Source organism: Pseudoalteromonas luteoviolacea H33-S, from assembly GCF_001625695.1.
Taxonomy (GTDB): Bacteria; Pseudomonadota; Gammaproteobacteria; order Enterobacterales; family Alteromonadaceae; genus Pseudoalteromonas; species Pseudoalteromonas luteoviolacea_B.
In genome coordinates this window covers 93,886-113,727 of the sequence record NZ_AUXY01000081.1, presented here as the reverse complement: position 1 = coordinate 113,727, position 19,842 = coordinate 93,886, and the positions used below count along the sequence as shown (strand labels likewise).

Genomic DNA, 19,842 nt, shown 5'->3' with positions numbered 1-19,842 from the left:
CACAAAGTTATGTACAGCCTCTAAAAAAGATAAAAACGCTGTACTAAATCAAAGTACTAAGTTCTTAATCGTTAACTATCTACTTATTATCCTTAACATTTTGTTTAGGTGGTTGCTTCTTAAGTTTTGATTTATACCGATTCCCGTATATAAAGCAAATACAGATAAGGACTATGATTAAAATTAGATATAAGCTGCCGCTGTCGACTGTCATCATCTTCATAAACCAGTAATATTTTACTTAAGTATAGCTGCGTCGTTTAATAATCTTGTCCAAACGACGCATATACCTTTCTACAAATATTGTTACGCAAACAAAGCAGGGCTCGCACCAAAGTTGTTTAAGTTTGGAAAAACTTGCGCAAGTTCAGAATCTGAAATCCCTAACCATTGACCTAATGCCGCGCCATACTGATCAACAGACATTGTTGGGATCAATCGGCCACTGCCGGCATCTAACTCATGATTCAGCTCAGCGGGAGGAATATCACCAAATATAGTGCCACCATTGATTGCACCGCCCATTACAAAGTGATGCGCACCCCAACCATGATCTGTGCCGTCTCCATTAATTGCTAAGGTGCGTCCAAAATCAGATGCTGTGAATAAGGTAACATTATTGCTCAGCCCCATACTTTCCATCGCACTATTAAATGCACCAAGCGCGCCATCTAATGCACTTTGCAATTTAGGTAAACTCTGCGCTTGACCTGAATGGGTATCAAACCCACCCATCGACACAACAAAAATCTGTCTATTTGTCCCTAACTGCTCTCGCACAGCCAATGTCCTAGCAACAGACTCTAGCTGACGGCCTAACCCAGTTTTGGGAAACTCTCCAACACTTGTTGTTTGAGATGAAATAGCTTGGTTAAACATTTTGTTTGCTTCAAAAGACTGACCAATTTTCGAAGCGAGGTCTTGTTCGAGTAAATTATTGGTTTGGTGACCTAGTGCGCTAAAGTGTGCGTCAACCGCGTCATTGCCTTCAAAGAACTCCAAAGCTTGTATTGTCGCAGCTTTGCCATCTGTTACATGATACGGAGTTGTATTCGTTCCAGTCAGTAGAAGCTCTCCACCAGCAGTGGTGACTGCAGAAAATGTATTAGATTTGGCACTCCCTTGGTTTATAAGCGCATCATAAAATTTTCCTGCCCAACCATACTGCGCACCTTCAGCTTTGCCAGACATCCACGTACTTTGCTGATCGTTGTGAGAAAACAATCGCGAAGGCAGATTGGCTGTCTCGTTCCGAATGCTGGTGGCATTCACGTTTTCTAGCAAAGGACCAACGTTGCCGACAACGGATAATTTGCCTTGCTGATAAAGCCCTGCTATTGACGGCATTTCTGGAGGCAAAGCAAATTGTCGAGAGCCAAACCTGCTTGGGGTGGTGATTGGTAGTAAAGCGCTTATTTCCCGTTTAGTAACATACTGATTCAAAAGTGACTGCCTGATACTCGCCCACTTGTTATAACTTTGCGCGTCATAGGGGATAATGGTGTCATGGTTGTCCATCCCGCCAAATAAAAACACACAAACCAATGCACGATATTCATTTGAGTCGACTTGAGTATTTGCCAATACTTGACCCATATCCATGATGGAAGAGGCAACAACACCTGCACTTGCTGTTTTAATAAAGTTTCGTCTGTTCATTGTTATTAGCCCTCTATTTTTGAACAAGATAATCAGGAGATGACATGACCATTAAAATGGACAAATGTACTCGATCAAGAAAGCCATCTTCTTCATCCTCTTCTATAAAGCCGATCACTTGCTTAATACTTTGTTGTGTTTGATCGCTTAACTGGTTAGCACAAAGGAGAAGATTAAGTTGATCGATGAGGGCTGTGGGATCATTTGCCACACTCAGCAATCGAGCATAATTAGGTTTAAAACTTAATAATGCTTGGTCTAAGTTAAGATCGGTGCCTATTTCATCAAACTCTTCTTTAAGCTCTTCTAGGTCAGCTTCCTGTTGTTGACCGGTAATAAAATACGTCATGAAGTTAATGTATCCCGGTATGGAGCTAGCATTGATTATCTGAAGCTCTGGTGAAACTAAGCCATTTGAAGCAGTGACACTGCCGGGTGCTTTATATCCAGGACGAAAAAAATTAAAAACACTGGGGGATCGGTAGGGGTGCTGAGCAAGATCTGCGCTGGCGCTGGTATCCCACAATTGCGGCACAAACTCAGGGGTAATATTTGTTAGTTCAAACGCCCGAGCCCACTGCGTAAATCTAAGAATAGGTTCACGAATTTTTCCACCTGTTTGTGGGTTAGGAACTCTTGCTTCTTGATCAAAAAGAATCGCAGCGAATGTCGCACTAAGATCTCCACGTTGGTTAGCACCAACTTCACGACCATCTGGCAAAGTAAAATTACCTGACTCAAACGCCGTCACGACACGCTGAACGTAATCAGGGCTCGGATTAGATGTGATCAATCTTTGTATGAGCTGCTTAGTAACAAATGGTGCTAAATTTTGATGATTAAAAATATGATCTAGTGCCTCAGAGATTGAAGTCGGTGCATCTGTACCAGCTGCTATCGTATGCCCCAAAAATGATTTTTCTTTTTCTGAATGTGATTCTGCAAATACTGACATTGGCACACTAAACCGTTTACCTAAAAACGCCTCAGGATCATCCTCATTTAAATTTAGACCAGTGAAGACACGCGCTAAACCAGTAATATCGGAATTATCATAAAGTTCAATCGTATTGCCATTTGAGTCTAGTTGTTCACTGCCGTCTTTGTTTAACGTAACAACACCTAATGTAAATAGCTGGAGTAGCTCGCGTGCATAGTTTTCATCAGGCATTCTTCCCGTTTCGTCATTGCCTTTCTCACTCCCCATATAAGTTAAATAGTGACCCATTGCAGGAGAATAAGTTACACGCTCTAGTAACGTTCGATAATTTCCAAACGCATTATTGATAAGAATGTCTTGGTAGGCAGCAACTGCTTCTGGGACATCAGTTAAGACTTCACCACCGCCATTTGAAACAACTAAAATTTCAGATAGCGCAAAGGCAGCACGCTGTCTTAGCTGATCAGGTGCACCTATACTATTTCTCCAAAATGCAAAACTCGTTTGCTCAATGTAAAACAAATTAAACTCGTCTTCAGGATCACTGGGGGCTTGCGCTTCAACACTAGGTAAAATCAAACTCGGTGTCACTTTAAGCTGGCTTAAATACCACTGTGAAGCGCTCTTGTTGTCCAATTCAGATAACAATGTAGGCGTAGCACCAAAAGTTGCTTGCTGCAAAAACCTTGAAACCTTCGCTTGCGAAGAGAACGTTGTGTCCGTTAGCGTAGGGGATTGATCAACATCATCATTGCCTGTTGAATCATCATTATCATTTGGTTCTGCAACAACGTTGTTGTCATCAGTGGGATTATGTGAGTTATTATTATTTGCTTGGTTTGTTTGCTGGCTTTGATTGTTAGTCGTTGGGCTTTGTTCGGAACCACTTCCACCACAACCTGATAAGCAAATGATAATAAAAGTAATAAATAACGCTTTTATTCTTATATATCGATTCATAACTTAGCCTATGTTCACTACATGATTAGACTAAGTTTAGGGTAAGTAGTAAATTTGTGTGTTACAACGCACATACATTTACCATACAAAATTGTATGGATCACAATTATGAGCTTGAAACCGGTATTTCTATATTAAAAACGGCGCCAGTTTGATTTGGTAGCAAAGCCAATTTTGCATCATGTACATCACAAATCGCTTTAACGATACTCAGACCTAAGCCATTCCCCGGTTTAGACCTACTTACATCAGCGCGAAAAAAGCGCTCAAACACATGTGGTTGGTCATCTGAGTGAATGCCAGGTCCATCATCTCCAACTTGCAGTAATGCACCACTGGTATGGCTTTGCAGTCTGATCCAGACATTCGCGTCTACGCTACTATATTCAAGCGCATTTTCTAACAAATTACAGAGCAGTTGATTTAATAAATCAGTGTCGCCAAAGCAAATAACGTTATCAACAGTAGAGTGACTTAGCTTCCTGCCAGAATCTTCAAAAACTGGATCGTAACTAAGCGCTAGATCGATAACCAGCTCTGATAAATTAAATAGCTCAAAGTTCTGTTTATGTTTACCTGATTCGATAGCACTAAGTCGAACAAGGTTATTAAATGTAGAAATGACAGCATTAAGATCTTGGCTGGCTCTATTTATATGTAACTCAATCGCTTGGGTATCACCGATATCCTGACGCATGCTTTGCAAGCGATTTGCAACTCTTGATAGGGGGGTTTTCAAATCGTGAGCGATACCCGTCGACATCGTTTTAGTCGTGCCATGCAATGCGCTTATCTTGTCTAGCATCTCGTTGGTACAATTTGCAAGCTGCCTAAGCATTGCAGATTTAGATTCAACAGACAATCGTGAAGAGTCCGGAGAGTTTGCAATAACATGCATTTGTTTTTTTATGTCTAGTAATGTTCGCTGGCTTCGAAAACTTGCAAAATAGCTAATTAAAAATGCCACAATGAATATTAAAAAAGAGCTTAACATGCCAACATTAACTAGCACATCTGATGCGAGTGCAGTCTCATAACTATTAGGCTGTGCTACCTTTAGCAGCAATGTATCCTCTAAGACTTTTGAATACGCTAAAACTTTAATTTCATGTCCATTATCAAAATCTAAATAACTCCAAGTGGGTTTAGCTTCAAAGGGAATATCTACCTCACTACCTACCAAAAGCGTATTTCCTCGAGTAATAGAGAAAATGGCTTCATGATCAGATAACCTATCAATACTCTGGTTTTTGCTCCAAATAGGTTTTGACTCTAAATCTAATTCCGTCAACATACTTTGAAGACCATCATCGTCATACAAGGATTGAACTTCTTCAATATAGTCAACTAACTCATGTTGCTGTTCCGAAGAAAGGTTAGCTAGGTAAGATAATGAAGCAATAAAGAAAAGGGTTATAAAACCTGCTGTACAGCTAATACCAATAAGTAATGACCTTAAAAGTATTGTTCTCGAGTGTAAGTTATTCATCAGAGATAATGTATCCACAGCCACGCACAGTTTTGATGAGTTCAAAACCAAACGGTTTATCAATTTTATTTCTCAGACGACTAACATGCGTTTGAACCAAACTGGTTTTTGGATCAAAACTAAAACCCCAAACCTTTTCAAGTAACATGGTTTTAGTCACCAATTGACCAGGCGTTTGCATGAGAAATTCAAGAATTTGATACTCTTTGGTATTTAACTCTATCTGTCGGCCTGCTCTGATCACTTTCCTACTAGTTCTCTCCAATACTAAATCGCCCAAGCTTAATGACAGTGACACTTTAGAAATAGACTTTCGTCTGGTTATGGCTTTTAGCCTTGCGTAGAGCTCTGAAAAGTCAAACGGCTTAACCAAATAGTCATCTGCGCCAGCATTTAAGCCATCAACCCTGTCTACTGTATCACCCAGCGCGGTAAGCATGATTATAGGTGTGACTATACCACTCGCTCTAAGTACTTTAACAGCATTCAGCCCATCCATATTTGGCAGTAATCTGTCGAATATAATTACATCAAACTCAGTTGAAGATGCCACCAATAAACCTTCTTGGGCTGTGGCAACATGTTTGACAAGTTCTCCGTGTTGCAGCAACCCTTTTTCGATAAAAGCGGCTGTATCCAAATCATCTTCAACAATCAGTATGTTCATATATCATTCTTATGATGCTTTTTGCTAAGTTTAACGCAAAGGCTTACATTTAAAATATACAAATTTGTATAGTTTTGAGCTGCTATAGTGAACCTTAATTGCTTGAACTATCGATAAATGGGGGAAGAAACGATACAAAAAGGATTAACTTTTCGAAAAATTCAATTGATAACAACTTAACAACGAACATGGAAACGCGACATTAATATAATAGGCTTCCAATTAATCAAAACGACCATATCCCTCAGTTAAGTAACATAAATCTTGCTGGAAAAAATTTACATTGTAAAGCACAATAAAAAACTTAATTCTGCCTGTCAAAATATCCGCAGCTTTACATCAGGTCATGACCTACGCCGTAAATATAACCATATAAAACAACGTATTACCGTATACAACCCTTGAATTTAAGTTGAAATTACAACCAGTATCTTTAGTCATTTAAAATCGCCAAATAAGTACAAAAATCTATATAAAACAATAAATAGCAATAATTTGAAACATGTTAGTCAGCGCAATTTATTAACACTTAAATATAACTGTAAAGTTACTTTTTCAAGGCTTTTAAGAATCAATATTGACCAGTTATTTTCCCTGACACTAGTATGAAAAAGCGCCAAACAAGGCGTGCTATAAAATTAGTTAAAAGGAAATAGAAAAATGAAAAAAACAATAAGGTCATTAACGTTAATAGCGGGGGCCATGTTTGCAAGTTCAGCTTTTTCTACAGAACTAGTTTGCGCTGTTTACTCCAAAAATGGCGGGCCAATGTGGAAAACAGGCACTCCAAATTGTGAAGGCTATGACTGGACACATGGCAATACAACTAGAGGACGTTTTTACTTAAAAAATGTAACAAAACAGATCCTGTCAGTTAAATGGTATGGTGTTGCTAAATGCAGTGGCGGCCAATCTTGTGATGTGACTGTATTTGCTTATGGTCCAAATAGGGCCTGGGCACGCATTATGTATACTGATGGAACTTGGCAAGATACCAATGTTGCAAATGCACACTACGAAACGGGTCTATAAACTTAAACAATAATTAAGCACCCAACTCACACCCTTGTACCTAGGTATACACCTGGGTACAACCAAACATATCAATCAAAAAATTAAGATTACACCTATCAAGACGTTAAAAAGTCAAAGTAATAAAAATTACCTAACGAGTATAAGCATCTACCTATGTTACAAAGGGGCTAAAAAACAAGAGTCATGTAAATCATCGCTAAAAAAACGTAAACTAACGCATCGAAATTTTACATTACAATCAAAAGGTGGCATCTTTTAAAGCAATTCATTTTTTATCACATTAATTTTTTGGAACGTTCTAAATTAGAGTTCACCATGAATAATATTAAAAAAAGCAAGAATCATATCCTTTTACCACTCAGCTTAGCTGTGCTTACTGCGTGCAGTTCGGGGCAAAATGAGTCTCAAATTTCAGCTGATAAGGAAAAGCAAGCCAACTACGTCACTGATGTCGTGAATTATGTTAACCCATTAATAGGTACCAAAGGCCCGTATAATCACCGTCAAGCTGGTAACGTAACACCCGGCGCAGTAGTTCCCTTTGGTATGTTTAATTTTGGTCCAGAACATGCTTATACCGAAGACTTAATGGCTGAGTCTGAGGGCATTTCGAAAAAAATACTTGAGGAAAAAAAGCGAGTACCGGTCTCACCAGGCGGATATAATTATCAAGCGAGTCGCGTGAAAGGGTTTTCATTTACTCGATTATCAGGAACAGGTTGCCTAGGTGCCTCAGGCGACATTCCAGTCATGCCATTCACAAAAGATATCACGTTCTCGCCAGCCACTGATCCAATCAACGCGTATTACAGCGCGGGGTTTAGCCATGATAATGAGACAGCCATCCCTGGATATTACCAAGTAGGCCTTGATAACGGCGTTAATGTCAAATTAGCGGCAACAACTCGAACGGGCATTGCAAACTTTACTTTTGAGCAATCAGACAATGCAAAATTGTTGTTTAGAACAGCCTATTCGCAGCTTGGCAGTGGTGATGCTTATGCAAAAGTAGACGCCGAACGCGGTGAAATTACAGGTTATGTTACATCAGGGAATTTTTGCGGTTACCTTGGCGAGTATAATCAACGAGATTACTACACTCTGCATTTTGTTGCGAAACTTGATAAACCAATCACTGGCTCAGGTGCCTGGAAAGATGATCAAGTCAAGCAAGGTGCTGATTCGTCAAAAGGCGGTATGGGCTATGGAGACAATGGTTGGCCAGACATTGGTAAAGGCTCTGGTGTATGGGTAGATCTTGGAATTAACAACGGTGATACAGTACAAATGCGCGTGGGGATCTCCTACGTTAGTTTGGACAATGCCCGAGAAAATCTAGCGAAAGAGCAGGGGAAACAAACATTTTCTCAACTAAAAGCTCACTCACAAACTGCTTGGGAAAACGAGCTGTCAAAAGTTAAAGTTGAGTCACAGGACACAAGTAAATTAAGAGTATTTTACACAGCGCTTTACCACAGTTTATTCCACCCAAATGTATTTTCTGATGTAAACGGCGAATACATGGGCTTTGATCAAAAAATACATAGCATTAGTACCAACCAAACAGCGCAATATGCGAATTTCTCTGGCTGGGACGTGTATCGCTCACAGCTTCAGCTTGTCACCTTGCTAGACCAAACCAGAGGCAGTGATATTGCACAGTCACTATACAATCAGGCGAACCAATTTAATGGTATTTGGGATCGCTGGACACACAACGCCGGCCCAACTGGCGTCATGAGTGGCGACCCTTCAACTATTGCCATCGCAAATTTTGTTGCCTTTGGTGCCAAAGACTTTGATGTAAACGGTGCATACAAATCACTCAGAAAAGCGGCAATAACACCTACTGAATACGATATGTCAGATGTAGGTTGCCCGGTATTCTGCCGTGGTCAAAAGCCTTCTTTAGATCAATGGCAAGAAATTGGTTACATTTCTGATCAATCAAATAGCTGGGAAGGTGCATCGGAAACATTAGAGCAAGCGTCGAGTTATTTCTCTTTGGCACAACTTGCTGACCGTTTAGGTAACAAAGACGACGCGAAACGCTTTACTGATGAAGCTGGTTATTGGAGAAATATTTATAACCCGAATGCCACTGATACATTTGGATATATTCAAGGTCGTAATCAAGACGGTAGCTGGAAAAATGAATTTGACGCATTCTCGGGTCACCTATTCGTTGAAGGTAGTCCAGCTCAGTATTTATGGATGATACCACACGACGGCGCAGGGCTTGCTCAAATACTCGGCGGTGAAACCGCTATGAGCCAAAGGCTAGATGCACACTTCAAAAAGCCTGACGGATCTTGGGTGCTATATCGTGATTCAGCTGAATATGCCGATGTATCAAACCAACCTTCTATTTTGTCACCTTGGATGTATCTTCACACTGGCGATGCGTACAAAACACAGCAAACTGTTCGCGAAACAATGAAGCAATTATGGCTCGATGCACCAGATGGTATTCCAGGGCAAGACGATTTGGGTCAAATGTCATCTTGGTATGTATTTAGTAGTTTAGGTATTTATCCGAAATACCCTGGACGTGCAGATTTAGTGTTATCAAGCCCGCAGTTTACATCTGCAAAAATTGGTAATTTAACCATTCGTGCTCCAGAAGCATCAAATGATAATATCTACATCAACTCGCTACATGTGAATGATAAACCGAGCTTAAATAGCTGGATTAACGAAGCGTATATAAATAAGTCTGTCACATTAGACTTTACACTGAGCGACGTACCTAATAAAAGCTTTGGTCAGGCTATAGAAAATAGACCACCAAGTTACTCTCCTTCAAAAGGTTAATAACAACATAGTTCCCCTTCAGAGGCAGTAACTTACTGCCTCTTTTCAACCATACAAAAAATAACTAGACCTGATCAGCTATTACTTGTCTACTTCTTTAATTAGCCGAAAAGAATTAGATTTCTTACATGAGCTCACATAAATCTGCCATGTATTGGATTGCTGCTATATTTAAAATTAACGATGATAGCGTTAAAGCGGCATGGACGGCATGGACAGTAACACCCCTCACATAATTACTGATCTCAACTTGCAAATTAGATTTGTAAGCCAAGCTGCAGCCGAACTACTAAATAAAAAGAAATTTACAGGTTTAAACCTAAAGGAACTTTTCGAAGTTGAATCCATAACAGATGATCTGTCAATTGGCTCAAATCAGTCTCATCGCTTTATTTTGGACCGTCATAACTGTCAAGATGGCTATTGCTTTTTACTGCAAGAGCAAAAAAACAATACTGAACACTTAGACTTTTTAGTGGATGCAATCAGTAGTTCAAGCATTGGGATCTGGCGCTACAACATCGAAACAAAAACAATATACCTATCTGATATTTCAAGGAGAATACTGGGGGTTAACCCAAATATTAAACTAACATGGCGTAAATTACTATCACTTGTACACTGTGATGATCGGGCATTATTTCCTCTTTTCTTCGAAAACCATGTGCAATTTGGTGTGCCATTACAATTTGAGTTTAGGCTTAAGCTATCAGGCCAACAGTCTTGGTTTGGGCTAAAAGGAAGTTGCATTAATAAATCAAGCGGGCAATGGATCAATGGTACCTTACAAGACTGTACCGTTGAGAAAACAACTGTCATTGCTCTAAACGATGCTGATGAAAGCAAACAGCTTGCCATAGAAGCAGGAAAAATTGGCACCTGGCGTGCAACCAAATCAGGAAATCAGTGGCTTTGGAAATGGGATATGTTGGCAAACACCATTTTCAAACTTTCTCCAGAGGACATAGGGGATTTAAATAAGTGGATTGAATTGCTCCACCCAGAAGACAAGCCTCGGGTTCAAGCCGCCCTAGAAGACAGCCTGGGGACGGGTGTTGAATTTAAGCAGCACTACCGCAGCATTCTCAAAAGCGGTGAAGTTATTTACGTCTTCGCCCAAGGCCGCGTAGGTAAAAACTACAAAGGAGAATATTGTCGTATAGACGGCGTTTGTGTCGACCAAACGGAAATTCACACAACACAATTAGCACTTAAAAAATTGAACTCAGAGCTAGAGACCAGGGTAAATGATAGAACAGCCGAGTTACATAATACGCTTCAAAAAGCTGAGCAAGCAAATCGAATAAAATCTGAATTTTTATCTATGATAAGTCATGAGTTACGAACGCCCCTCAATGGCATTATTGGCGCTTTAGATTTGCTCTCTCACTGCCCACTTTCTCATGAGCCTAAAGACTTGGTCGAAACAGCGTCGACTTCTGCAAACCACTTAATTACCATTTTAAATGACCTATTAGATTTAAATAAAATTGAAGCCGGCAAACTTGAGCTTGAAACCGTCAAATTTAACTTACCTTCTGTTATTTCAAATCTAGTTAACACTTTCAGTGCAACAGCCAAAGAAAAAGGCATTGAACTAAATATTTTTGAATCGCCTGCTGACTCTCTAATTTTAAAAGGAGATGAAAGTCGATTTTTACAAATTTTACTCAATATTTTAAGTAACGCAGTTAAGTTCACGCATTGCGATTCAGTCCCAGTCAAGAAGATTACTGTCGAGACGCATATCAACAAACTTAATATCTACCAAAGTGAAGTCTGTGTAAGTGTGTCTGATACGGGTGTTGGCATGAGTAATGATACAATTCAGAAACTATTTACGCCATTTACTCAAGCAGAGAAATCAACCACGAGAAAGTTTGGAGGTACAGGCTTAGGCCTATCAATTTGTGGCAAGCTTATCGATCTAATGGGTGGAAAAATTTGTGTCGAGAGTAAGCTTGGTGTTGGCAGTAAATTTACGGTAACAGCCCCTTTTTGGCTTGAACTAACAGAGAATGAGATCGAAGATAAAAGTCCACTCAATTGTTATATTGTTGGCAAGCTATCTGATAAAAACCAGCATATACTCACACTCCTGCAATCAGCTTTTCACACAAATATAGTTAATCTAGAAAACAAGCAGATAATATCTAGTGCAGACGTATCACATAACGTAGTACTTACAAACGATTTAGATATGTTCTTAGACCATATCGAGACACTTTGTGCAATCAACAAGGTTATTGTCTATTCTGACCGCTCACTGGTAGAGCTTATTGCGCTATCAGCACCATTTTTGGCAGTCTTTGCCAACCAGCCTATCACGCTCAAACTTTTAGAAAAGCAAATAAATGCCCAGCAACAAGATCAACTTCTGATTGAAGACTTTTCCTTAGATTTTGATTCTGATGACTCTATCGAAGCCTCTTTATCTGAGGAAGACAGTCCTCAAACAGCCGAATATGACATACATGACATTCTCTTAGTAGAAGACAACCCATTCAATCAAAAGCTAATAAAGAGCCAACTCGCTAAATTGGGTCTATCTTGTGATGTTGCCAACAATGGCGCTGAAGGGTTTAATTTTTGGCATAGTGGTACATATAAGCTCATCTTAACCGACTGCCATATGCCTAAAGTTGACGGGTATGAAATGACTAAACAGATCAGAACCGAAGAAGCAAAAACAGATCAGCCGCCAGTCCCAATAATCGCAGTAACTGGCGCCGTAATGCAGGGAGAAAGAGACTTATGCTCTTCGATAGGTATGAATGACTTTTTATGCAAACCCATACGACTAAACGACATAAAATCTATTATGGAGCGTTGGTATGAACACTCAACTTAATGAATTAAAAACGTTAAACCGAAATACCATTATTGAATTAGTTGGTGATGAACCGGCGAAGATCGCCAAGTTCCACGTTGAGTTTTTAAAGCAAGCATCTGTCATATTGAAGGGCATTGTTAAGTCTTTTAACATCAGCGACTTTAAAGAGCTAAAAAGCCAAGCGCATTATCTGAAAACGTCAGCTCGAGCAGTTGGCGCAGAACGTTGTGCGTATTTTCTCGAAACAATTGAAAGCTATAGCTTAGATCAGAACAAACCAGCAATTAAACAGGTCATTATCAAATTAAATGGCGAGTTTGGGGCAATTAAAAAGGAGCTGAGCCATGGCAAGTAACAACCGGATAGCTAAACGACACCCATCGGTTTTACTGTTAGCCCACAGAGAAGATGATGTGCAGGGTGTAGCTGAACTCATTGCAGAGCAAACCGATGATTTTAGGTGCTTAATAGTCAGAAAAACAGCTTTAGATGATATACAGCAGCTAGCACCCAAAGTACTTTTATTTGCGCTATCTGACGTTAAAAAAAGTATCTGCTTATACAATCTATTAATCAAAGAAAATAGACTAATTAAAAACCACTATAGTGTTTTGCTTTGCAGCAATAAAGAATCAGGAGTTGCATTTAAATGCTGTTTAAAGAACCTATTTGATAGCTATTTTGTGTACCAACCACTATATGAAAAATTTAGATTACAACTGATTGTCTACGATGGACTGAAGCAATTTGCAAATTCAGATACATATATTGAGTCATTAGACGCCATTGTTCAGAACCAAAACGAAGAGTTAAACGATCTGATAGAAACTGGCTTAGGTTATAAAACATCTCTTGTGGATGAAATTAATAAACATAAAGAAGAGGTCAATTCCATCAACCAAAATATACTGTCTCAACTACCCGACAGTATGCACAAACAACTAATGTCAGAGCTTAATGAGTCACATATACAGCCACTTTTAAATGCCCTAGAGTCTTCAATATCAGAAAAACTCATGGGCTTGGTTGACGGGCTTAAACAGTCGCAAAATTTGAACTCACAATTGATAAATCAATTGCAACAACCCTTACAGTCAAGACAGTCTATCCAAAATGAAGTGACAACAAGTAATAACTTTTTAAACAACGACTCAAGCACTCAGCACTCAATTTTATTAGTTGAGGACAATCATATATATCGAGAAATGATAAGTGACGTTTTGAGTAATGTAGGCTACGAAATTGAACAAGTCGATGATGGATTAGCAGCGATAAAAAAAATCAAACTTACACAATATGATTTGATAGTCATGGACTTATTTTTACCAAATTTAGACGGGCTCAATACCACTAAACATATTCGAAATGTCGGAAAAAACATAAAGACCCCCGTTATAGCTCTAACAGGCAATAAAAACAAACAACTAGTGAAGAAGTGGGCTGAACATGGGTTGGATGGATATATTCTAAAGCCATCAACCAAGCAAGAAATCTTAGCAGTTGTAAATAAGGCCATCGGACATCAGCTATAGAATAGATCATGCTATTTAAAGACTAGCAGGTTTTGAAAACATAAATCGTTGTAGGCTTTGAATACAATAGGCTTTGCGGCGCAAAGCCACTGGTTAGCGTTTTATGCCTCGATATGTGGACGCCCGTTTATTAACGATTAAGTGGTTCGAAAACCAAAAACGGACTCCGAAAGTCTAATAAATAAGGTGTTTACTTTTTTCAAAGTTAAATTTACCACTTGAAGGGGGTTAAGCTTAGGAAAATTTTTATAAAATAATTTTAACGTCATGAACGAAATAAAATATAAAATAAGAATCAAAATCAAAGTATTAAAAATAAAATTCAAAGCTAATACTTTTGAATGTACTCTTTGCGGTTGAATTTTATTCATTTACCCTCTTGTCATAAGTTACAAAGCAATGTTATTAATATTAACAGGCTTGCAACAAGCTTTAATGTAAGCTGCATATATGGCTAAACAACTATTTTAGATAAGGAAATAGAAAATGAAACTTGCAATTAAAAAGCAACAACTAAAGCAGTTAAGTAAAGATAAAAACCTAGACGCAAACGCAACACCAAATGTAGCTGGTGCAGCTTACACGCTTCGTTGCCCACCGCGTGAATCTGAGACAGGTAATAGATACTGGGCTTGCCAGTGCTAAAAAATGCCTAGTTTTAAAGGGAGACTTTGCGTCTCCCATATGAGTGTTACGCCATTTAAAATCACTAATGACTTAACTCTTTTCTATCTATCTTCAATCCATAGCTAACTACTCTAATCAGATAATCACTTTATTTGAAACGTCCAGATTTAAGACATTTAAACCAAGTTTAAGACATCGCGACACTGCTCCTTAGCTAAACTATTCATCAAGATCGTCACACATCACAATCACACTAGCGTCAATACAATTAAGTTATAGGTAGATGACTCCATTTCATCAGTTCAAATTAATCAGCTGTATTTAATACATTGTTTAACCCTCACAACATTTATTTTTAAAAATTACAGCCTTGTAAGTTTCGAGAAAGTTTCCCGGATTATTGTTTGCCATGTAGAAACAAATACACCCAATTTTATAGCTTAAATACTCTATTAAGGAAAACACATGAAACTAACAAAATACCTTTGCGCTTTGACACTTGCTTGCAGCACAGCTTCTTTTGCAGAAGAACAAGAACTGAAACTGGGTATTGGTGGCGCAATTATCGTTCAGGACGAAGGTTACAAAAGCGTTGGCAGTGAGACAGAGTTTGTACCGGCTATTGCAGTTGAGTATGGAGACTTCAGATTATTAGGGCCATATGCATCTTACACATTTTATAGAGGCGAAAACTTTGAAATAGCTGCTACCGGTATGCTTAGACTTGACGGATATGAACAGGCAGATGATGTATTGTTTAAAGGCATGGAAGACAGAGATATGAGTTTCGATTTCGGTTTTGAAGCAGAAATTGACACTGATTTCGGTGAATTCGGCGTTAAATTCACACATGATGTGACAAGCACTCACGAGGGATACGAGGCAAGCCTTTCCTACGGTATTCCAATGCGAGTGAAGCAAGGTCGCATTATGCCTTACGTTTCAGCTAATTTCGCAAGTGAGGATCTAGCAAATTACTACTATGGTGTAAAACGCTCAGAAGCAATTACATCAAGATCATTTTATGAAGTAGACAGCGCAACCAACATGGAAATCGGCATTAGCAGTGATTGGTTTTTTGGTGAAAATCATATGATAAAAGCTGATGCGAGTTACACCGCTTTTGACAGCACAATTAAAGACTCACCGCTGGTAGACAAGTCTGGGACTTTCCAATTTTTACTGGGGTACGTTTATGTCTTTTAAACGCAAGGCGCTATCAAGCGTAGCAACCATTTTGGTGCTGACATTTACATCAGCTTGTAGTGAGACGAATGCCAAGCCCGTAGCACAGATAATGGTTCAACCAACGACTCAAGCTGAACGTGTATCTGCGCCTACTAAAATATTATACGGAAAAGTTCAAAGTGAGCGTGGTTATGATATGGCGCTTTTTAATAGCGGGCGAATAGAACAGCTCGTTGTTAGAGAAGGACAATATGTCCGCAAAGGTACACTAATCGCCAGATTATACTCACCCAATTTAACAACCCAAGTCATAGAAAAAGAAGCTGTTCTCAGCGCTGCAATTGCAGCGGCTGAGGAAGCTCAAAGTGAGTTTGAGCGGATTAAGAATCTACGCGATAAAGCATTGGCTTCAGTTTCCCAATTAGAACAGGCAGAAAAAGCAGCTAGGATAGCAACAGACACAGTAACGCAGATGGAAGCACAGTTAAAACAAGCAAGCAATGCATTAGATGAGTTCTCTATTTATGCGCCGCAGGATGGCATAGTTGCATCTCTTTATGCTAGAGAAGGACAGTTTGTCTCTTCATCAAAACCAATCATTCGGTTCGAGGAGTCTGGTAAATTTAAAGTTGAATATTGGGTACCTGAACGAGATGCTTTGACTCTAAATATGGGCCAATCTGTCTCCATTTTTGTTCCTACTCTAAACCAAGAGGTAAACGGAACAATCAACGAAAAAGCAATACCATCGGTAAATGGCCCATCGTTATTTAAAATCTCAGTGTTAATTGAAAGTAGGGCTGATAACTTACTCGGCCTGACGGCTCAAATACGGATCGCATCTACAAATAAGCCAGTTTATCGGGTTGATACTAATGCTATTAGATTTATGCCAAACGGCGAAGTCTATATGCTAGATACAGAACACAACAAATATAATGTTGAGCTTGTTAGCACTCGCGGGAGTGACTTATTGATCACAGCAGAAGAAAATTTAGATTCGATTCAATTTGACACATCACCTGAGCCAACACTAAGCAAAAACCTAATGGCTTCATTGGAGGAAAATAATGACTGATAAAGCCTCTCTCAAATGGTTTCAAAGCCCAAGGCTTATCCTTGGGGTGATAGCAATTTTAGTCACTGTGGGTATTGCTGGCTGGTTCAGTGCCAATGAACAAGAGGATCCTCAGTTTCCATATCGCAATGGTTTTATAACATTAAATGCCAACAACATGACCATATCTCAGCTCAAAGATACGGCGGTGATCCCACTAGAGCGAGCAATAAGCGAGATAGATGAGGTCAGCAACTACCAGTCTAGAATCAAAAATGGCAGCGCCACCATTGATATTGAACTTCACGAGCATATTTATGAGACAGACACGGTGTGGGAGCGAATAAAAGATACCGTAAACAACCAAAAACAAACCATCCCTAATGTTGCTATCCAACTCGTAGATAGGGCACAGGACACGCAAGGGATTGTGATTGCTATTACTAGTCCAAATGACTTATTGCGTCAACGTGCCATTGCGCTCGATTTAAGAACAGAACTTGAACAGCTCTCAGCAATTAGAAGTGTCACGCTGGTGGGTGATCCGCAAGAACAAATCGTCATCGACTATTCACAGCAAGCAATGACAGAATTTGGCGTATCTCCAATGCAAATTGCACAAAGGTTCGATAATACTGCTGGAACGGGAGTTAGCTTTGAAAGCCAAGGTCTAGCAACCAACTCTAATGCTGTTGGCAGAGTACAATCTTTAGAGGATATAGCTAACAGCCAAATAACACTCGATGATGCAAGCCCTATCAAGATGTCAACCATGGCAGATATCTACTACCGAACGAATCCAATTGCACCTGAGCGCTTTATGGTAAATGGTAAAACTGCGGTTGGTTTAGCCGTGACTTTACCCGCAAACACTGTGCGTGTAACCGCAGTCGGGGAGCAAATAAAACAAGTTGTAGAGCGCTTTAACAACCAATTCACAGCGCCACCAGCACAGATAGTGCTATTTCAACCTAAGTGGACACAAAAACGAAAAACAGACTTACTCTCATCACTGGCAACAGGATGTTTGGCGGTCGCAGTAGTGCTGATTTTACTCATGTCAGTGAGAACAGCTGTTATCGTCGTCATATCAATACCGACTATAACGCTTATCGTAGTGGGTTTGTTTACTGCCGCACAAGGCGTTATTCATCAAATGACCATCGCAGGTTTGGTCATCTCCCTTGGACTAATGGTTGATAACAGTATTGTAATGGCAGAAAAGATTGTACAGCTAATTGACCAAGGGCTAAACCGAATAGAAGCAAGTAAGCAAGCCGTAAAGGCCCTTTACAAACCACTCGCCACTGCAACAGTTACCACAATTGCCGCATTTTTACCTATGTTATTAGCAAAGGGCAGCGTCGCGGATTTTATCGCAACCATACCTGTGCTAGTGATCCTTTGCATTAGTATTAGCTATATTATTGCGCTAGCGTTTATACCTATTTTGGCAAACCTTACCCTTAAAAATAATACAAAAAACACCTTTAAAAATGACCAACTACAGTCGATGGGTAGCAAGATAGCAAGGTTCTCATTAAACAAGAAAAAAACAACATTAGCGGGAGTCACCTTTGTTTTATCTCTGATATTCTTGCTACCAGCAGTTAATGGCGAGTTTTTCCCAAAAACCAATAGGAATCAAGCTTATGTGGATATCCAATTACCCTATGGCTCTAGCATTACGAAAACCACACAAGTAGCGAACGAAGTCAGTGACAGCATTCAAACGCTTGGGTTTGTCACGCAAACACTGACTTTTAGCGGGTCATCTGGCCCAAGGTTTTATTACAACTTAGTGCAACAGCCTGGAGAAAGTCACATCGCCCGTGTTGTTTTCGAAGTTGAAGAAAATATCAACCTTAAAGAAATAGTTGAACGACTTAACACTTTTTTACCGCAGAACTTTCCTGAAGCACTCATCATTGCGAGAGAACTTGGACAAGGTCCGCCGATTGAAAGCCCGATAGAAATAAGACTGATAAGCAACAATACAACTGCAAATTTACGCGCGGCAGAAGACATTTTCATGCTTGTAAATAAAGATAAAGCTACACAGCATGTCAGAAGAGCTTATAGCTATGGCGTAGCGAATGTAAATCTTAAAATTGATCAGCAGTCCCTTAGTTTATCTAGCTTGACAGAGGCTGAACTTGCAAGCTATTTCGCATGGCAGGGGACCGGGTTACAGTTGGCTGACCTAAGATATAAGACGGAACCGGTTAGTCTGATATTACAAGACACCAGTTCGTCACAAAGTGCAGAACGTTTAATGTCACTACAAGTGATAAATAATGATCAGTTTTTACCAATTTCAACATTCGTTTCTACGCAAATTACAGGGGCTGCTGCCGTGGAAACACGTCGAAACGGCAGAACAGAACTGCGAGTACTATCAGATGTTAAAACAGGATTTGATGAAGAGTCTGTACTTGAACAATTACAACCAGAACTCAAAACAATAGCGAATAAATATAGCGTTAAAATGGAATTTGGTGGTGAGTTAGAAGAGTCAGAAGAGGCAAATTCTGCGCTACTCATGGCATTACCGGCAGGCTTAATCCTGTTATTCGTTGCACTCATGATACAGTTTAATTCTTACAAGCTCACCGCACTGGTAATGATAAGTATCCCAATGGGCGCTATTGGCGCACCGATTATGCTTTCACTTGTAAATATACCTTTTGGATTCATGTCTTTGCTCGGGATACTCGCATTAATGGGGATTGTCGTTAACACAGCCATTTTGCTCATTGATTCAACAATCGAAGAAATGAAAAAGGGAAAAAGTAAGATTGAAGCCATTGAGCTTGCTATATCAAGTAGGCTAAGGGCCATTATTTTAACCACAATCACCACAATTATCGGGATGTTACCCCTCACATTTGGTCAAAGCCCATTGTGGCCACCACTTGCTTGGGCTGTGATTGGCGGGTTAATAAGCTCTACGCTGATAATGTTGTTCGTTATGCCAATTTGTATGCACTGGTTAATTGATCCAAAAAGGCATTTAAAACGAATTAATATACAACAATAAA

The 19,842-nt window shown here is 39.6% G+C and carries 13 protein-coding genes; 9 read left to right on the top strand and 4 right to left on the bottom strand.

Going from position 1 to position 19,842, the window contains the following annotated elements; genetic code table 11:
• Positions 1-306 precede the first annotated feature (306 nt).
• The 4 genes from N477_RS16155 to N477_RS16140 form a co-directional block, all read right to left on the bottom strand.
• Entirely contained in the window at positions 307-1,659 is a 1,353-nt protein-coding gene (locus N477_RS16155; RefSeq protein ID WP_063361725.1) for a DUF1501 domain-containing protein, read from the bottom strand.
• A 13-nt stretch (positions 1,660-1,672) separates the two neighbouring features.
• Positions 1,673-3,559: a DUF1800 domain-containing protein gene (locus N477_RS16150; protein WP_063361724.1), complete on the bottom strand. Its 1,887-nt coding sequence runs from the start codon at positions 3,557-3,559 to the stop codon at positions 1,673-1,675.
• A gap of 106 nt (positions 3,560-3,665) precedes the next feature.
• A complete protein-coding gene (locus tag N477_RS16145) occupies positions 3,666-5,048 on the bottom strand; it encodes a sensor histidine kinase (RefSeq protein ID WP_063361723.1) in 1,383 nt (460 codons plus the stop codon).
• Complete coding sequence (locus N477_RS16140; RefSeq protein WP_063361722.1) at positions 5,041-5,715, bottom strand: response regulator transcription factor; 675 nt, start codon at positions 5,713-5,715, stop codon at positions 5,041-5,043. The genes N477_RS16145 and N477_RS16140 overlap by 8 nt, the downstream gene beginning before the upstream one ends.
• A gap of 660 nt (positions 5,716-6,375) precedes the next feature.
• On the opposite strand from N477_RS16140, the gene N477_RS16135 reads away from it, so the two are divergent.
• The 9 genes from N477_RS16135 to N477_RS16095 all read left to right on the top strand — a co-directional run bounded on the left by N477_RS16135 (position 6,376) and on the right by N477_RS16095 (position 19,841).
• Complete coding sequence (locus N477_RS16135; RefSeq protein WP_063361721.1) at positions 6,376-6,747, top strand: hypothetical protein; 372 nt, start codon at positions 6,376-6,378, stop codon at positions 6,745-6,747.
• Between the two features lie 318 nt (positions 6,748-7,065).
• Positions 7,066-9,564 carry a GH92 family glycosyl hydrolase gene (locus N477_RS16130; RefSeq protein WP_063361720.1) on the top strand — a complete coding sequence of 833 codons (2,499 nt, stop codon included), beginning with the start codon at positions 7,066-7,068 and terminating at the stop codon, positions 9,562-9,564.
• Between the two features lie 211 nt (positions 9,565-9,775).
• Positions 9,776-12,415 carry an ATP-binding protein gene (locus N477_RS16125; protein WP_063361719.1) on the top strand — a complete coding sequence of 880 codons (2,640 nt, stop codon included), beginning with the start codon at positions 9,776-9,778 and terminating at the stop codon, positions 12,413-12,415.
• A complete protein-coding gene (locus N477_RS16120) occupies positions 12,399-12,752 on the top strand; it encodes an Hpt domain-containing protein (RefSeq protein WP_063361718.1) in 354 nt (117 codons plus the stop codon). The genes N477_RS16125 and N477_RS16120 overlap by 17 nt, the downstream gene beginning before the upstream one ends.
• On the top strand, positions 12,742-13,929 hold the full coding sequence (locus tag N477_RS16115) for a response regulator (RefSeq protein ID WP_063361717.1): 1,188 nt from the start codon (positions 12,742-12,744) through the stop codon (positions 13,927-13,929). The genes N477_RS16120 and N477_RS16115 overlap by 11 nt, the downstream gene beginning before the upstream one ends.
• Positions 13,930-14,415: 486 nt before the next feature.
• The gene (locus N477_RS26315; protein WP_196760639.1) at positions 14,416-14,574 is read left to right on the top strand and encodes a hypothetical protein; all 159 of its coding nucleotides are present in this window, start codon (positions 14,416-14,418) and stop codon (positions 14,572-14,574) included.
• Between the two features lie 447 nt (positions 14,575-15,021).
• Entirely contained in the window at positions 15,022-15,762 is a 741-nt protein-coding gene (locus tag N477_RS16105) for a MipA/OmpV family protein (RefSeq protein ID WP_063361715.1), read from the top strand.
• Positions 15,752-16,822: an efflux RND transporter periplasmic adaptor subunit gene (locus tag N477_RS16100; RefSeq protein ID WP_063361714.1), complete on the top strand. Its 1,071-nt coding sequence runs from the start codon at positions 15,752-15,754 to the stop codon at positions 16,820-16,822. Before N477_RS16105 ends, N477_RS16100 begins: the two co-directional genes overlap by 11 nt.
• Positions 16,815-19,841, top strand: coding sequence for an efflux RND transporter permease subunit (locus N477_RS16095; protein WP_063361713.1), 3,027 nt, complete (start codon positions 16,815-16,817; stop codon positions 19,839-19,841). The genes N477_RS16100 and N477_RS16095 overlap by 8 nt, the downstream gene beginning before the upstream one ends.
• The last annotated feature ends 1 nt before the right edge of the window (position 19,842 follow it).